The sequence below is a fragment of the Okeania sp. KiyG1 genome (assembly GCF_014132355.1).
In the GTDB taxonomy this organism is placed as follows: Bacteria; Cyanobacteriota; Cyanobacteriia; order Cyanobacteriales; family Microcoleaceae; genus Okeania.
This window is the reverse complement of record NZ_BLZO01000198.1, coordinates 62,518-78,796: the sequence shown is the minus strand read 5'-3', so window position 1 is coordinate 78,796 and position 16,279 is coordinate 62,518. Positions and strand designations below refer to the sequence as shown.

Annotated in this window: 14 protein-coding genes; 11 read left to right on the top strand and 3 right to left on the bottom strand. The window is 34.4% G+C overall.

What is annotated here, in order from left to right; translation table 11 throughout:
• Positions 1–241: 241 nt before the first annotated feature.
• Positions 242–1,132: a GlcNAc-transferase family protein gene (locus tag SAGCYANO_RS43465; protein WP_202225669.1), complete on the bottom strand. Its 891-nt coding sequence runs from the start codon at positions 1,130–1,132 to the stop codon at positions 242–244.
• A gap of 655 nt (positions 1,133–1,787) precedes the next feature.
• Between SAGCYANO_RS43465 and SAGCYANO_RS43460 the strand changes: the two genes are divergently transcribed.
• A complete protein-coding gene (locus tag SAGCYANO_RS43460; protein ID WP_202225668.1) occupies positions 1,788–2,048 on the top strand; it encodes a hypothetical protein in 261 nt (86 codons plus the stop codon).
• An 888-nt stretch (positions 2,049–2,936) separates the two neighbouring features.
• On the opposite strand, the gene SAGCYANO_RS43455 is transcribed toward SAGCYANO_RS43460, so the two are convergent.
• Positions 2,937–4,403, bottom strand: coding sequence for a DGQHR domain-containing protein (locus SAGCYANO_RS43455; protein WP_237397288.1), 1,467 nt, complete (start codon positions 4,401–4,403; stop codon positions 2,937–2,939).
• Positions 4,404–5,645: 1,242 nt separating this feature from the next.
• On the opposite strand from SAGCYANO_RS43455, the gene SAGCYANO_RS47185 reads away from it, so the two are divergent.
• The 9 genes from SAGCYANO_RS47185 to dndD all read left to right on the top strand — a co-directional run bounded on the left by SAGCYANO_RS47185 (position 5,646) and on the right by dndD (position 13,843).
• Positions 5,646–6,131: a hypothetical protein gene (locus SAGCYANO_RS47185; protein WP_237397287.1), complete on the top strand. Its 486-nt coding sequence runs from the start codon at positions 5,646–5,648 to the stop codon at positions 6,129–6,131.
• Positions 6,092–6,493 carry an HNH endonuclease gene (locus SAGCYANO_RS47180; protein ID WP_237397286.1) on the top strand — a complete coding sequence of 134 codons (402 nt, stop codon included), beginning with the start codon at positions 6,092–6,094 and terminating at the stop codon, positions 6,491–6,493. Before SAGCYANO_RS47185 ends, SAGCYANO_RS47180 begins: the two co-directional genes overlap by 40 nt.
• A 169-nt stretch (positions 6,494–6,662) precedes the next feature.
• Positions 6,663–8,219, top strand: coding sequence for a DNA phosphorothioation system sulfurtransferase DndC (gene dndC, locus SAGCYANO_RS43445; protein ID WP_202225667.1), 1,557 nt, complete (start codon positions 6,663–6,665; stop codon positions 8,217–8,219).
• 107 nt (positions 8,220–8,326) lie between these two features.
• Positions 8,327–8,455 carry a hypothetical protein gene (locus SAGCYANO_RS48770; protein ID WP_255502920.1) on the top strand — a complete coding sequence of 43 codons (129 nt, stop codon included), beginning with the start codon at positions 8,327–8,329 and terminating at the stop codon, positions 8,453–8,455.
• Positions 8,456–8,736: 281 nt separating this feature from the next.
• Entirely contained in the window at positions 8,737–8,901 is a 165-nt protein-coding gene (locus tag SAGCYANO_RS43435; protein ID WP_202225665.1) for a hypothetical protein, read from the top strand.
• A 133-nt stretch (positions 8,902–9,034) separates the two neighbouring features.
• Entirely contained in the window at positions 9,035–9,337 is a 303-nt protein-coding gene (locus tag SAGCYANO_RS43425; RefSeq protein ID WP_202225661.1) for a hypothetical protein, read from the top strand.
• A gap of 295 nt (positions 9,338–9,632) precedes the next feature.
• The gene (locus SAGCYANO_RS43410; RefSeq protein WP_202225661.1) at positions 9,633–9,935 is read left to right on the top strand and encodes a hypothetical protein; all 303 of its coding nucleotides are present in this window, start codon (positions 9,633–9,635) and stop codon (positions 9,933–9,935) included.
• Positions 9,936–10,230: 295 nt separating this feature from the next.
• A complete protein-coding gene (locus SAGCYANO_RS43395) occupies positions 10,231–10,530 on the top strand; it encodes a hypothetical protein (RefSeq protein ID WP_202225658.1) in 300 nt (99 codons plus the stop codon).
• A 1,330-nt stretch (positions 10,531–11,860) separates the two neighbouring features.
• Positions 11,861–13,843 carry a DNA sulfur modification protein DndD gene (gene dndD / locus SAGCYANO_RS43355; protein ID WP_202225651.1) on the top strand — a complete coding sequence of 661 codons (1,983 nt, stop codon included), beginning with the start codon at positions 11,861–11,863 and terminating at the stop codon, positions 13,841–13,843.
• 767 nt (positions 13,844–14,610) lie between these two features.
• Here dndD and SAGCYANO_RS43350 read toward each other — a convergent pair.
• On the bottom strand, positions 14,611–15,129 hold the full coding sequence (locus tag SAGCYANO_RS43350; protein ID WP_202225650.1) for a helix-turn-helix domain-containing protein: 519 nt from the start codon (positions 15,127–15,129) through the stop codon (positions 14,611–14,613).
• A gap of 360 nt (positions 15,130–15,489) precedes the next feature.
• Here SAGCYANO_RS43350 and SAGCYANO_RS43345 point away from each other — a divergent pair, with 360 nt between their 5' ends.
• On the top strand, positions 15,490–16,083 hold the full coding sequence (locus SAGCYANO_RS43345) for a COP23 domain-containing protein (protein WP_237397285.1): 594 nt from the start codon (positions 15,490–15,492) through the stop codon (positions 16,081–16,083).
• The last annotated feature ends 196 nt before the right edge of the window (positions 16,084–16,279 follow it).

Here is a 16,279-nt window from a genome sequence, read left to right as displayed (position 1 = left end):
TTAACTTTTAACTTTTAACTTTTAACTTTTAACTTCCCTAAATAAAACGGTAAGCATTTCCTCCGGAATGCTGCGCAAACAGCTATTAGCAGTCAGCTATCAGCAATGAGTAATGAATAATTACTTCTCAGGTTTAGAAAGGAGACTTTGCTAGTAATTTTTTATTCTTTCTCAATTTCAAAGGTTACTTTTATCTTCTCCAAAATTAATAGCTGATAGCTAATAGCTGACAGCTAAATGCTTACATAAAACGAATAAACCAACGTTCCTTAAAACTCACACCAGCTAACGCCTCATAATCTGCCAAACTTCTGACATTTCCTAACCCATAAATTCCAAAATCTTCCGTGGCAGTTTCCATACCTAAAATCTGACGGAAACGAGATTCAGATATCTTATTTTGCACCCACCAATCTTGATGATCTTCCCAATGTACAACCCGCTTTTTACCAGTATTATAAAAATGCCAACAAACACTAAGATTAGGATGATAAATATCCCATCCCCTTGTCCAAGCTTTCGCAGCAAATAACACCTCTTCCCCAGTAAAATAAATCTCCGGGTCGTAGGGTACTTCCTCAATAATTAACCCATCTGCAAAAATAAATCCAGCAGCAACAAAAGTTCCTAATTGTGGAATACTACATTTACTCAAATCGCCTATAGCTCTTAAACTTAAAATACCAGGATCTCCAAACCCCTTTGCCTCTAACCGACTTGGCGTATCCCCAACCAATTCCCTGGGGGGTCTGTAAGCAGGAGGATAAGTACTCAAAAGAGGTTTTTCACTGGGACACATTTCCAGCATTTTAATCAATTCTATGTCCCAGCCAGGCAAAAATCTCATGTGGGCATCAATTTGTAGAGTATAACGTTCCTTTTGCCACAACTTTTGTACCAAAGACCTCGCCCAACCTACGCCACGAGCTTCAGAAGCAGGCACTGCAATAATACGACAATCTTTAATACCTTTAAGTTTGCTGATATAGTCCTTTTCCTCATCCGTACCATACTGCCAACAAATGCCAAAAGTGAGGCGTTCAGGATGAGTGGCATGAGCGATCGCTTCTTCTACTGTTGGGACTAATTCTAAATCGCGATAGGCAACTATTTGAATAAAAATACTATCCATAAAATTTGTTTATAGCCATCTTAATTATGTTGTTTAACCTATTACTACTTTAGATAGCACAAATCAGAATCCAGTTATTTAAATACTCAAATCCTAGTTTAAGCAAAAACTTCGACTTTTTATAAAAATTACAAGCTAAATTCGATTTAGTATTGTATCAACGATAAAAAAGAATGCTAAAAGTGACTTATCTCTATTAGACATCTCCAAAAATCCAAAATCAAATCAATTCTCACACATAAATTATCAATTATTCCTCTGTAGGGACGTTGCATGCAACGTCCCTACTGCCTACTGCCTACTCCCTCTTTTCTGGAGATGTCTATTATTTTTTACTTTTTTATTCTTCCTTATTTGCGACATTTGTACTATCTCATGGACTAGAAGTTAGGCATCGATCCATAGGTAAAAAAGGTAGTTTACTTTTTTCTTTTCCTTAATCCTCACTTCTCCTAATATAGCTCCTATTATTTTCTTAAACATCCGTAGATCAACAATAGGTCATACTATTCAATCGATCTAGACCGCAAAACACATAAAAATTTTCATGGCGAACACCTTAACTAGCTTCACTGAAATTACAACATAAATAATCAGATGATATATTAAGATTGAACAATTGATTAAAATTCAGGGTTTTTACTGATATTAAATTATGGAAGTTAATACTAATAATCCAATCAATGTTAATTCTGAAATACCTAGTCCTGTTGAATGGGTAGAAGAACATTATTCGATCGCCAATTTAATAGATACTCTCACCAATCTACAAGAGGTGCTTGCTCATGGACTACTATTCCAAGATAATCAAGATGGAGAATTAGTTATTAATGCTGATGTAAAAGATTTACTACGAGAAGAATACGGACATCAACATTGGGAGTATTTAGAAAAATATTTATTTAGTAATGGTTGAAAATAATATTCTGTAGCGTAGTATTACTGATTCTTGAGTAGGGGAGTGGGGGAGAATTCAAGAATTTAGAATTTAGAATTTAGAATTTAGAATTTAGAATTTAGAATTTAGAATTTAGAATTACCGAACTGGAGAGTACAAAGTTCTGCCAAAAAACTATTTGCTTTGAATACTGAAAGTATTACTGGAAAAGGCTTACAGTACTTACAGCTGTGAATAAAGAGTTTTTAACCTTTAGATCGCTGAAAGCCTTAGCTAGCAATAGTTATTCCAAGAACTTTGCACTGTCTAGTTACCGAATAATTAATAATTAAATAATTCTGGTTTAAAGCCTCCTCTTTTAAGGGGAAAAAAGTGCTAGGATATTTCCTTATATTCAATTCCGTAACGGTTTTAACTAGAGGTAATTATCAATTATCAATTAATGAACTCTTCTTATAAATAAGAGGATTGGATCAAAGGATTTTTTTCTTTTTTCTCCATAAATGGAGAGGCTTTATACCTGAATTTTTCGGTAAACATAAGAATTATTAATACGCTCCTGGTGTACTAATTATCAAAAATGTCATTGCGCTTGTGTTAATTACTTAATAATTGAAGTTTCACTTCACAAAAGCATTCTTTTTTCACCCTTGGTATAAAACAGCTTTCATTGCATTGCAGATAAATTTTTGTAGCTCATTGCATTAAAGCTAGTCTAAAGAATTTGAAAAAATTCAAAACATCAATCAACTCTTCCTCAACGAAAAATTGTGGTCTAAAACCTATCCTTTTAAGGGGAGAAAAAAATAGAATATTCCTTATTTCAAGCCTCCTTATTGCAGAGGTACTGATAACTGATAACTGATAACTGATAACTGAAATGACCTTGCCTTTTTTTCTAACACTCTAGGACAAAATTTTCGGCAACCCTACCTTTTTTAATTCCACAAACTTACCTTGAAAATCTACAGCTTGATTATCCCCAACTCTCCTTGCTTCTGCCAACTCCCGACGAATTTCTGCTCGTTCCATTTTGTCAGAAATTCCACCTAATATATAGATAAACAATCTCATCGCTAAATCTCTCCCAGCTACCGACATTCGCTTCCGATTAAAATCATATAAAACCCCATACCAAATAGAGTCAGAAAATTCTATTCCACTCAAACCACCATCCACATCATACTTATTTAATTTCTGAAAAACCTCCTCGAGAGAAAATCCTTTTTTGTATATTAAAATTCCTAGAGCTTCAGCAAAAGCAATTTGTCCAACGGGGCGAAATAAAACATGACCTTCTCCTGGTTTTATCTCAAAACTAAATCTTCTCAATTCTGGAGTTTCGGCACCATTTTCTAATCTTGAATAACTAGGTAAATTAGATAAATAATTCCAAAACAACATAAATTCCTCTAGCCCCTCTTCTAATTCTTCTTCTTCAGGACGCATGGGAATTAAACCTCTATCTGAAGGTTTCCAATGAGGATAACGAGGTTTTAAATATCTTTCAGACATTTCTTGAATTGCCTGAAGAGTTGTTAAAACAGTAGACTTAGTTGCCACAGTTGCACTATCCCAATTCACCCGTGGGTTTCTATCATCTTTCTCTTTTAATAAAGGATGATAAATTGCTGCTTTTCTAGCCACAATAGCAAACCCATCGTCCTCATTTAATAATGCCAACTGCCCTTTACTTAATTTTACGGCAGTCAAATTTACATGAGCAAAAACTGACCTAACTCTCCGTCGTGCTTGTGCTCTACTTTCTCCTTTTACTACTGCGGGAATAAATTCTATACCTATTTGTTCGTAAGCTAATTTTTGTAATTCTGGCAATTCAATATGATGGGTTTCCGCTAAATCATCAATGTTAATAGCTGCACCTACTGGTTTTTTTTGTTTGTTATATCTAGGCAACCTACCTGTTTTGATTAATTCCATTAATCCTTGAATTCCCATGAGTCGATGTTGACCGTCTAGGGCAAATACTGCTACTTCTAAACGTAGGTCTAATAATCCTACTTTTCCGGTTGAATCTAGGGGTAAAAAATCAGTAGCAGATTTATTTGCTTCACCATTTTTATTCCATTCTTCTGCTTTGGGATTATCTACCCAACTAGGACTAATTACTACTAATACTGCTGGAAATTTATGTGCTTTTCTTGTTGCTAAATATAGGGTTAATGGAGCTTGACGAGACCAATCTAAAGGTCGTTGTTGAATTTCATCTATTGTTTCTGCGTCACGAATTACATTATCTGTTTCTACATCAAATTTTTGCCGAAATAATGGTAATTGAGAGGCAAAACGTACACGACTATCTAACCATTCTAGAGTGACGGAACCTATATAAGCTTCGGTTTTTCCCATCATGGTTTTTTGTACTAAAAGTCTGTCATCTTTGCCTATATGTTTGTCTAAAAGGATGGCGATCGCTTCTCTTTCTCGATTATCATTTTCTAAAATTTCTTTTGCTATTTCTGAGGTGGGTTTATTGGTCTTTTCATCGCTGATGTTAGGAAATATTTTTAATTTTTTTGAAAATCACTACATATATAAATTTTTGTCAACAAACGTTTTTAAAAACTTTTGAGTCAGTATAATTGTTAATTGTATAGTAATTTTTGTATCATATACTATTTATTATGTCAATACTAACCGATGGAACATGAGGCATGAATATTGATGTCTTTTGATAGCTATAAGCATTTCCGTTTGTCATGCTCCGCAAACAACATTCAGCTATCAGCTAGAGTCAAAAATTTTAACTGTAATATTTTGAAGTTTCTTAGCTGTCCTAATCTTAATGCGTAGTGCTATACCATCAAAATAATAGCCATTCAGCTATTAAAAGCCAGTTTTCACAGAGCATAGTGTTTAGAGAAAAATGAATAATTTATTAGTATTTTTCTTAAAACTTACTACTTAATAAATTTGAAGATCAGCTATTTTAGTTGACGAATACATCCTTACTGAAAATAGAAATAGTATCTAATATACAGTTTATTTATTTCTGCAAAAAAAGGGATTAAAAACTTATTTATTTTGTATAAGTATAAGATTAAAATGGATAATTGATAATTAATCGAATCTAGGTTTAAAGCCTCTCCTTTAAAGGATAAAAAAGCGGTCGATCTTAGGAGCGCACCCGTTGGGTGGGGTTGATGGGTTTCCTAACCATATCCAATCGACCAAGAGAAGAAATCAAATTTGCTTATATTCAATTTCGTAACGGTTTTAACCAGAAGTAATTATCCATTATTCATTATCAATTAATGAAAGTAGCAGGTATAACTGAGAAACTAATCAACTTAATTTTGCAATTTAAAAAGCGTTTCCTGACGGAATGCTCCGCAAATAGCAGTTCAGCAATCAGTTTTTTAGAAGGGGATTTAAACCCCTCATCAAATTAAACAACTTATAGAAGTCTATGTACAAATTTTTAGGCTGATAGCTAATAGCTGATAGCTAGTTAAAAAAGGAGGAATTAGAATAGTTATGGTAAATTTAACTTTGATAGTTATTTTAGATTTAATTTTGCCTACCTATTTACTCAATCTACTGGTTTATCAGAAATAAATAGTGAAAATACAGATGTTTTAGCTAGTGCTATAAATGAGTGAAAATCAAGAATTACATAGGGAAAAAAATTTAGCATACTACTGTCAACGTTTTACCGAACTTAAGACAAGTAAAAGACTAGGTCCGAATGCAGAATATAAGCCCATTTTAATTTTGTCTGTAATTGATTTAATTGCACAAGGTTTCATTGAAAATAATCAGATAGCTGCTTCAGAGCAATTAATTGATACCTTTAATAAACATTGGGATATTTTATCTTCTGGTACTTATCAAGGTAAAGATAATTTACACCTTCCTTTTTTCTATCTACAGAGCGAAGGATTTTGGCATATTGAATCTAAAAATAATTCTTTAAAGCAACCAAGTTCCGTTAAAAAGTTGAAAGAAGTAGTTGAGTATGCCAGTTTAGACCCAGAACTTTTTGAACTATTGCAAGACAAAAATTATAGAAAAGAATTAATAGATGTACTAATTGCAACTTGGTTTTCAGCCAATCAAAAGATATTAAAGAACTTCTAGCAATTAATGAAAGATTCCAAAAAGAGGATGATGAGGAAGAAAGCTCAATTAATTTATTAAACCAAGAGAAAAAACAACCTAAATCATATCTCAGAAAATCTGTAGTTAGAGATGGTATCTTTCGTAAAGCAGTTGTACATACCTATAACTATAAATGTGCTTTTTGTGGAATGAAAGTCACCATGTCAATCAAGCAAAACATTGTAGATGGAGCGCATATCAAACCATTTGCCAAATTTTATGACAATAGAATAAATAACGGCATATCACTGTGTAAAAATCATCATTGGGCATTCGATAAAGGTTTATTTACCATAACTGATGATTATAAAATCATCGTTTCCAATAATTTCTTAGAATAATCACCAAATTCTAAACCAATGAAGGAATTTAATAGTAATCAGCTTTGGTTGCCAAATGAAAAAGAATCTTTCCCCAGAATAGAAGCTTTACAATGGCATCGCCAAAATGTATTTATCTCATAAACATAAAAATACAGAATAAATTAAAAAATTTTAGGAGTATTGAAAAATGGTAGGAATACAAAAATCTCTTTTTCCAGAGCGGACAACCGCTGAACTAATCAAAGATATAGAAAAGCTAACTATAGAAATTCAAGAATTATATTGCCTTGATGAAATTCCCTTAATTGTTGGATATTCTGGAGGAAAAGATAGTACAGCAGTTTTGCAACTTATATGGAATGCTATCGCTGCTTTGCCAGCAGAAAAAAGAACAAAAAAAATCTATGTCATTACCACTGATACACGAGTAGAAAATCCTTATGTTTCTGCTTGGGTTAAACAATCTCTAAAAAACATTGAGAGAGTTGCCCAAAAACAGAAAATGCCAATAGAAACTCACCTTCTACAACCAGATATTCAATATACATATTGGGTAGGTTTAATTGGTAAAGGTTATCCCGCACCCCGTCTGAAATTTAGATGGTGTACGGGACGTTTAAAAATTGAACCATCTAATCTTTTCATTCGTAATGCTGTACGAACTAATGGAGAAGTTATCCTAGTTTTAGGTACTCGTAAAACTGAAAGTCTTAACCGCGCTAGAACAATGAAAAGACTAGAAGAAAAACGAGTTCGGGAACGCCTTAGTCCTAATGCCAATTTACTTAATTCTTTAATTTATTCTCCTATTGAAGACTGGCGAACTGATGAAGTTTGGCTATATTTAATGCAGTGGGAAAATCCTTGGGGAAATAGTAATAAAGATTTACTAGCAATGTATCGAGGTGCGACGGAAGATAATGAATGTCCGTTAGTAGTTGATACTTCTACTCCTAGTTGTGGAAGTTCTCGTTTTGGATGCTGGGTTTGCACCTTAGTAGATAGTGATAAATCTATGTCAGCAATGATTCAAAATGATGAAGAAAAAGAATGGTTACAACCTCTTGTAGATTTGCGTCGGGAACTAGATATTTCTGATAGAGATAAAAGAGACTTTCGGCGAATTTGGGGTACAGTTCAACTATTTGAACGGAATATAGATGGTGAAGTTTCTGTAGAACCAATTCCTGGTCCATATAAAAAAGAATGGCGAGATACTTTACTGAGAAAACTGTTAGAAGCTCAAACACAAATTCGTGAAACTGCTCCAGAAAATATGCGAGATATTACTCTCATTTCTCTGGAAGAACTGAGTGAAATTAGACGCATTTGGTTAGAGGAAAAACACGAGTTTGATGATAGTTTACCTCGTATATATGAAGAAGTAACAGGAGAGGAATTTAAAGACTGTCGTCCTGGTGCAGGAATCAGTCTTTTAGGTAGTGATGAATGGTCAGTATTAGAAGAAATATGTAATGGGGATGAAATGCACCTTGAACTTATGGCAAAACTGTTAGATACAGAGCGGCAATATTATATTAAGTCTCACCGATATAAGATTTATGAAAGTCTCGAACAATGTTTTGAAACAAGTTCTCGTTCCAAGGAAGAAGCTATTCAAAACGCTCATAATAAAAGAGACCTCAAAGAAGCTGTCGAGAAAGGAAAAGTCTCAGATAAAATTAAACAATTAAGTTGGGCAAACATGAAGTTTTCTGGTCAAAGTTCGGCAGATATTGAGTGAGGGAGTAGGGGAGTAGGGGAGTAGGGGAGTAGGGGAGTAGAGGAGTAGAGGAGAAATAAAAATATGAAACTTTATCTGGAAAATTTATCTTTTCTACTATGGGAAAAATGCAAAAATTACTAACAACTTCTCAGTCTAAGTCAAAGGCAAAAATTCGGGCGTTGCTTGGCAAGAAAATTCGATTTGTAAAACTTACCTCCTACTGGGAAAATTACAATGAATGGGAGCTTATGTAAATTTTATCGGGAAAACTCATCTGTGGAAAACCTCTGTTTTTCCCAGTCTAAGTTAAAGGCAAAAATTATCTGTTACTTGAGAAGAAAATTGGATTTGTCAGACTTACCTTCTACCGGGAAAAATTCCACAATGACTAGAAAGTTATGAAAATTTCTCTGTTTACCTCATCTGTGGGAAACCTCTGTTTTTCTCAGTCTAAGTCAAAGGCAAAAATTCGGGCGTTGCTTGGCAAGAAAATTCGATTTGTAAAACTTACCTCCTACTGGGAAAATTACAATGAATGGGAGCTTATGTAAATTTTATCGGGAAAACTCATCTGTGGAAAACCTCTATTTTGGCAAGTCTAAATCAAAGGCAAAAATTCGGGCGTTGCTTGGCAAGAAAATTATATTTCTCAGACTTACCTTCTACCGGGAAAAATTCCACAATGACTAGAAAGTTATGAAAATTTCTCTCTTTACCTTATCTTTGGGAAACTTCTGTTTTTCTCAGTCTAAGTCAAAGGCAAAAATTACAAGAAAATTGGATTTGTCAGACTTACCTTCTACTGGAAAAAATTCCACAATGACTAGAAAGTTATGAAAATTTCTCTGTTTACCTCATCTGTGGGAAACCTCTGTTTTTCCCAGTCTAAGTCAAAGGCAAAAATTCGGGCGTTGCTTGGCAAGAAAATTCGATTTGTAAAACTTACCTCCTACTGGGAAAATTCCACAATGAATGGCAGTTTATGTAAATTTTATCGGGAAAACTCATCTGTGGAAAACCTCTGTTTTTCCCAGTCTAAGTTAAAGGCAAAAATTATCTGTTACTTGAGAAGAAAATTGGATTTATCAGACTTACCTTCTACTGGGAAAAATTCCACAATAACTAGAAAATTATGAAAATTTATCTGTTTACCTCATCTGTGGGAAATCTCTGTTTTTCCCAGTCTAAGTTAAGGGCAAAAATTATCTGTTACTTGAGAAGAAAATTGGATTTGTCAGACTTACCTTCTACTGGGAAAAGTTCAACAATGACTAGAAAATTATGAAAATTTCTCTGGAAATATCATCCCTGGGAAACTTCTGTTTTTCTCAGTCTCAGTCAAAGACAAAAATTCGGGCGTTGCTTGGCAAGAAAATTCGATTTGTCAGAGTTACCTCCTACTGGGAAAAGTTCAACAATGACTAGAAAATTATGAAAATTTCTCTCTTTACCTCATCTGTGGGAAACCTCTGTTTTTCCCAGTCTAAGTCAAAGGCAAAAATTCGGGCGTTGCTTGGCAAGAAAATTCGATTTGTAAAACTTACCTCCTACTGGGAAAATTCCACAATGAATGGCAGTTTATGTAAATTTTATCGGGAAAACTCATCTGTGGAAAACCTCTGTTTTTCCCAGTCTAAGTTAAAGGCAAAAATTATCTGTTACTTGAGAAGAAAATTGGATTTATCAGACTTACCTTCTACTGGGAAAAATTCCACAATAACTAGAAAATTATGAAAATTTATCTGTTTACCTCATCTGTGGGAAATCTCTGTTTTTCCCAGTCTAAGTTAAGGGCAAAAATTATCTGTTACTTGAGAAGAAAATTGGATTTGTCAGACTTACCTCCTACCGGAAAAAATTCCACAATGACTAGAAAGTTATGAAAATTTCTCTGGAAATCTCATCCCTGGGAAACCTCTGTTTTTCTCAGTCTCAGTCAAAGACAAAAATTCGGGCGTTGCTTGGCAAGAAAATTCGATTTGTCAGAGTTACCTCCTACTGGGAAAAGTTCAACAATGACTAGAAAATTATGAAAATTTCTCTCTTTACCTCATCTGTGGGAAACCTCTGTTTTTCCCAGTCTAAGTCAAAGGCAAAAATTCGGGCGTTGCTTGGCAAGAAAATTCGATTTGTAAAACTTACCTCCTGGGAAAATTCCACAATGAATGGCAGTTTATGTAAATTTTATCGGGAAAACTCATCTGTGGAAAACCTCTGTTTTTCCCAGTCTAAGTTAAAGGCAAAAATTATCTGTTACTTGAGAAGAAAATTGGATTTATCAGACTTACCTTCTACTGGGAAAAATTCCACAATAACTAGAAAATTATGAAAATTTATCTGGAAATCTCATCCCTGGGAAACCTCTGTTTTTCTCAGTCTCAGTCAAAGACAAAAATTCGGGCGTTGCTTGGCAAGAAAATTGGATTGGTCAGACTTACCTCCTACTGGGAAAAGTTCCACAATGACTAGAAAATTATGAAAATTTCTCTGTTTACCTCATCTGTGGGAAACCTCTGTTTTTCCCAGTCTAAGTTAAGGGCAAAAATTACAAGAAAATTGGATTGGTCAGACTTACCTCCTACTGGGAAAAGTTCCACAATGACTAGAAAGTTATGAAAATTTATCTGGAAATCTCATCCCTGGGAAACCTCTGTTTTTCTCAGTCTCAGTCAAAGACAAAAATTCGGGCGTTGCTTGGCAAGAAAATTGGATTGGTCAGACTTACCTCCTACTGGGAAAAGTTCCACAATGACTAGAAAATTATGAAAATTTCTCTGTTTACCTCATCTGTGGGAAACCTCTGTTTTTCCCAGTCTAAGTTAAGGGCAAAAATCATCTGTTACTTGAGAAGAAAATTGGATTTGTCAGACTTACCTTCTACTGGGAAAAATTCCACAATGACTAGAAAGTTATGAAAATTTCTCTGTTTACCTCATCTGTGGGAAACCTCCCTTTTTCTCAGTCTAAGTCAAAGGCAAAAATTACAAGAAAATTGGATTTGTCAGACTTACCTCCTACTGGGAAAAATTCCACAATAACTAGAAAATTATGAAAATTTCTCTCTTTACCTCATCTGTGGGAAACCTCTGTTTTTCCCAGTTTAAGTTAAAGGCAGAAATTATCTGTTACTTGAGAAGAAAATTGGATTGGTCAGACTTACCTCCTACCGGAAAAAATTCCACAATGACTAGAAAGTTATGAAAATTTCTCTGTTTACCTCATCTGTGGGAAACCTCCCTTTTTCTCAGTCTAAGTCAAAGGCAAAAATTATAAGAAAATTGGATTGGTCAGACTTACCTTCTACTGGGAAAAATTCCACAATGACTAGAAAGTTATGAAAATTTATCTGGCAAACTCATCTGTGGCAAACCTCCCTTTTTCTCAGTCTAAGTCAAAGGCAAAAAATCGTGCGTTGGTTGACAAGAAAATTCTATTTGTCAAACTTACCTCCTACCGAAAAAGGTAAATTCTAAGAATAAAAAAATCAAGTTAATTATCAAAATAATATGGGTCTAAAACCCCGCCTTTTAAGGCGCAATATTTTTGGAGCGGAACTCAAATCCCCGTTACAAAAATAACTTCTAACTTCTGACTTCATTAACCCACTACCTTTCCTCCTACTCCCTATTCCCTATTCCCTATTCCCTATTCCCTAAAAAATGATTTTCCTAGAACTCGTCTTACAAAATTTCGGACCATACTCCGGTAAACAAACAATAAACCTCCGCCCTACCCTTACCGATCGCCCCCGTCCCATCATCTTATTTGGAGGTATGAATGGAGGAGGAAAAACTACTCTTTTAGATGCTATTCGCCTCGCACTTTATGGTCATCGCGCCCAATGTTCAACTAGAGGAAACTTAACTTATGGCGACTTTCTTTCTCAATGCGTAAATCGTAATACTCCCCCTACAGAAAAAACTCGCATTGAATTAGCTTTTGAACATATTCAAGATGACCAACTTGTAGAATATCGCGTAGTTCGTACCTGGGAAAAAAATCCGAAAGATGGCAAAGATAGTCTGGGAATTCTTGATGGTGAATGGCCTGATTCCTACTTAGCAAATGCCTGGGATGAATATATAGAAAATCTCTTACCTTTGGGAATTTCTAATCTATTTCTCTTTGATGGAGAACAGGTAAAAGAGTTGGCTGAACTAGAAATTCCTCCACCTTTGGTTGTAGATGCAATTCAATCATTATTAGGACTGGAATTAGCTGAACGTCTGGCAACAGATTTAGATATTTTGGTGACTCGGAAAAAGAAACAAATTGCTAAAACTACAGAATTAAAAAATTTAGAAGAAATTGAACAAAAACTCCATCAACAAAAGACAGATTTGGAAGTTGCTACGGAAAAATTAGCAGATTTGCAAAAGCAGTTAAAAAAGGCTCAACAAAAACAGCAAAAAGCCATGAGAAAATTTGTTTCGGAAGGGGGAAAAATTGCTGCGGAGAGAAGTCAGTTAGAACAAGAGTTTAAAGATATAGAGTTAGATATGGAGAATGCTCGTCAGGAAATGATTGAACTTGCTGCGGGAGCTTTACCTCTAGCTTTAATTTCTCCTCTTTTGGAACAAGCAAGTTCTCAGGGTGATGTAGAGATTTTACGCCATGAAGCAGAAATAGCTTTGGATGCTTTTCAGGAAAGAGACCGACGTTTAGTTAATTACCTGAATGAGTTGTCTATTCCTGCTGGCAAAATTAGTAAAATTCAAACGTTTCTTAATCAAGAAAATCTGATGATTGAAGAGGATATTAATCAAAGTGATGAATCTTGGTTATTGGCAGATGAGGAGGCGTTAACTTTACTAGAAAATTTGTTGCGCTATGAAATTGAAAATTGTCGGAAAAATGCTCGGGAAAATTTAACTCGTCTCAAAGATTTTGAAGTGGAAATTAATGTTTTGGAAAAGCAGTTGGTAAGTGCAGCATCTCCGGAAGCTTATGAAATTTTGGAAACTGCTTTAGAGGAGGCACAAACTGAATTAGCTAGGATACAGATAGCTTGTGAAAATAGCGATCGCGAGCGTAAAAAAATGGACGATGCTATTACTCAAACTAAGAAGGAATTATTTAGTTATACTGATGAAACTATCGAACGTCACAATATTCAAAATATCATTGAATCTTCTGGCAAAGTGAAGAAAACTTTGCAGCTATTTAAGGAGAAGTTAACTTTGAAAAAATTGAATAAGTTAGAGATGGAAGTTACTGAATGTTTCCGCTATCTTTTGCATAAATCAGATTTGGTACATCGTGTGGCTATTGATACTAATAATTTTGCTCTTTCTCTCTACGATAATCAAGGGCAAATTGTTCCTAAACATCGCATTTCTGCTGGAGAAAAACAGCTTTTAGCAATTTCGTTTTTGTGGGGTTTGGCAAGGGTTTCTGGTAGACATTTACCCGTCGCTATTGATACACCTTTAGGTAGATTAGATTCATCTCACCGTCAGAATTTAGTAGAACGTTATTTCCCTTCTGCTAGTCATCAAGTTATTCTGTTATCTACTGATACTGAGATTGGTAAATTAGAGGTAGAAAATCTCCGTAGTTTGGAGGCGATCGCTCACGAGTATTTGCTGGAATATGATTCTCAAAAAAATCAAACTAATCTCAAAAAAGGATACTTTTGGTAAGCCACTTTTTTTATCTCTACTTTTTTAATTAAAGTTGCTGAGGTAAAATCGAAAATCTTCAAAATTTTGGAGGCGATCGCTTACTAATATTTACTCGAATATGATTCTCAAAAAAATCAGACAAATCTCAAAAAAAGAATACTTCTGGTCAGCAACTTTTTGACTTCTGCTTTTTCAACTGAAGTTGTTTAGGTAGAAGGAGAAAATCTCCAGAATTTGTAGGCTATCGCTGACGAGTATTTACTCAAATATGATTCTCAAAAAAATTAAACTAACCTGGAAAGAGGCTACTTTTGGTAAGCAAAAATTTTTCCCTCTGTCACTTTAATTAAAGTTAGCCACACAAGAGTCAAAAATTTACTTATCCATGTGAATATTTACTCAAATATGATTGTCAAAAAAATCAAACTAATCTGGAAATGAGATATTTTTGGTAAGCAATTTTTTTCCCTCTGCTTCTTCAACTGAAGTTACTCACACAGAGGTAGAAAATTTATCTACCAATGTAACCATTTAGCTTTTTTACTGACGGCTGAAAACATATTTTTTGTTATTCATAGCAAAAGTATTCGTATGTACTTTAAAAATAGAATTAATCTGAAAATCAGCTATTTTTGGTAAGGCAAAAACTTTCTTTCTACTCACACCTTAATTCAATCACCATAATTTTTCTCTGTTAAAGTCAAATACCAGAGTTTTACAGCAGTTATAATGTATAGAACAAATTAATAGCAATCTTCTTCAGTAAACAAAGCGATTAAGGATAGCTAAAATTTTCTTTTATACTGGTTCTCAACGTATTTATAGGCTCGCTTCGCCGTAGCAGGTTTAAACTGAGTATCTACAAATTGCACCGGATGATAGGTCTCAATCCACAAATGAGCACCACAACTTAAGGGGTGGTAAGGTTTATATACGATACGACAAGGACCATGAATCTCCATCTGATAACCTAAATAATTATGTTTCCCCTGCTTCATGGAAACCACTGGTATTAGTTGCTCGGGAGTCATTTGAGGATCTGTGTTGATTCTCTTACCATTGGCTTGAATTTTCTTTTGATTGACATGAATTCTTGTGGGGGCTTGTCGCAGCCTCTTACACCAGACGCCTTCCGGTCCTCTAGTACCTGGTATAACAACAGGCATTTGGCCATACAGAGGAATACGCCAAAATCCTTTATGTTTATAAGCCCCTTTTACTCTTCCCTGAGAAAGTAGAACTCTAACTCTCTGACAACAAATACCTAATAAAAAAGCTGCTTCTCTAGTCGTAATAATAGTCATTTTTACTCTAGCACTATAGTTTTTATCAATAACTTATAACTTTTTGGAGGTATATAAATTTTTAAGTTATCATAAGTAAAAATTCTGTTCATTTCGCTACATTACACTAAAGAGGTGTCAATCTCAGAGTCTTTTATATTTTGTAATTCTTTAAGTCTTTCGGGTGAGATACTCATTTCAGTTATCAGTTATCAGTATATCAAATCTGAAATTTTTAACAAGACAAGCAATATTTTTACTGATAACTGAAATAGTTCAACCTTTCCGAAAACTCCTCACAAAAAATTGAGTAAAATATTGTGGGTTTATTTAGATACCCTCAAAAAATATTCATAAATATATATAGATGAGGAGAAACTTGTGGCAGAGAATGGAAAAATTGCACGAATAGGAAAGTTCATATTAGTTGTAATAATTCCCATAGCTGGATTATTAATGGAAGTAGTTGGTTTCATCGATCTTGTCAAAGATTGGCCTACCCTTCTGGTAAAAAAAACAGACCGCTTTTCCTGCGAATTAAAACTGGATGGAAATAAAAATCAAAAAGTTTGGACGGTAATGTATGACAATGATAAAGGTAAACATCCCTGGTTAGGTATTGTGATACCTATGGGAGGGGGTTGGACTCCTGCTAAACGTTGTGAAAAAATAGAGGAGCGCTTAGAATATTTCCGCAAAGATGGTTTACTTTCCATAGAAAGTCGCCGAGATCCTAATACTCCAGAGCAAGAAGTTATTTGTGCGAAAACAAAGTTGAGTGGTGATAGTTGTCCGTTATTGTTAACTTTGGATGTGGAAGTTGATGGTTATCAGGCAATGGTAGATATGACTAAAGCGTTATTTGATGGTTCGACTGTTTATCAAGGTACACATCCTGATTTTTCCAGAGAGTCCCCTGTGCTTGATTTAGGAAATTTTTTGGCGACGGAAGATAAGTTGGCAGGAGATAACTGATAATGGATAATGGATAATTGATAATTGATAATTAGAGCTTGATAAAGTTAGATAGAAATTTAAAGGTTTAAAAATTCTTTTCTTAATTATTAATTATTAGGAGGGAGAAGCTTTAAACCTTTAGGGATTAATTATCAATTATTAGACATCGGCAGTCGATCGGGGAAAACTGATAACTTAACCATCCAAAGCTGAT

Excerpts from the sequence above, each read along its gene's own strand:
- SAGCYANO_RS43460 (WP_202225668.1), top strand. The coding sequence starts at position 1,788 with ATGGAAGTTAATACTAATAATCCAATCAATGTTAATTCTGAAATACCT.
- SAGCYANO_RS47185 (WP_237397287.1), top strand. The coding sequence starts at position 5,646 with ATGAGTGAAAATCAAGAATTACATAGGGAAAAAAATTTAGCATACTAC.
- SAGCYANO_RS43465 (WP_202225669.1), bottom strand. The coding sequence starts at position 1,132 with ATGGATAGTATTTTTATTCAAATAGTTGCCTATCGCGATTTAGAATTA.
- SAGCYANO_RS43435 (WP_202225665.1), top strand. The coding sequence starts at position 8,737 with ATGGGAGCTTATGTAAATTTTATCGGGAAAACTCATCTGTGGAAAACC.
- dndD (WP_202225651.1), top strand. The coding sequence starts at position 11,861 with ATGATTTTCCTAGAACTCGTCTTACAAAATTTCGGACCATACTCCGGT.
- dndC (WP_202225667.1), top strand. The coding sequence starts at position 6,663 with ATGGTAGGAATACAAAAATCTCTTTTTCCAGAGCGGACAACCGCTGAA.
- SAGCYANO_RS43455 (WP_237397288.1), bottom strand. The coding sequence starts at position 4,403 with ATGATGGGAAAAACCGAAGCTTATATAGGTTCCGTCACTCTAGAATGG.
- SAGCYANO_RS48770 (WP_255502920.1), top strand. The coding sequence starts at position 8,327 with ATGCAAAAATTACTAACAACTTCTCAGTCTAAGTCAAAGGCAAAAATT.
- SAGCYANO_RS43425 (WP_202225661.1), top strand. The coding sequence starts at position 9,035 with ATGAAAATTTCTCTGTTTACCTCATCTGTGGGAAACCTCTGTTTTTCC.
- SAGCYANO_RS43395 (WP_202225658.1), top strand. The coding sequence starts at position 10,231 with ATGAAAATTTCTCTCTTTACCTCATCTGTGGGAAACCTCTGTTTTTCC.
- SAGCYANO_RS43350 (WP_202225650.1), bottom strand. The coding sequence starts at position 15,129 with ATGACTATTATTACGACTAGAGAAGCAGCTTTTTTATTAGGTATTTGT.
- SAGCYANO_RS43410 (WP_202225661.1), top strand. The coding sequence starts at position 9,633 with ATGAAAATTTCTCTCTTTACCTCATCTGTGGGAAACCTCTGTTTTTCC.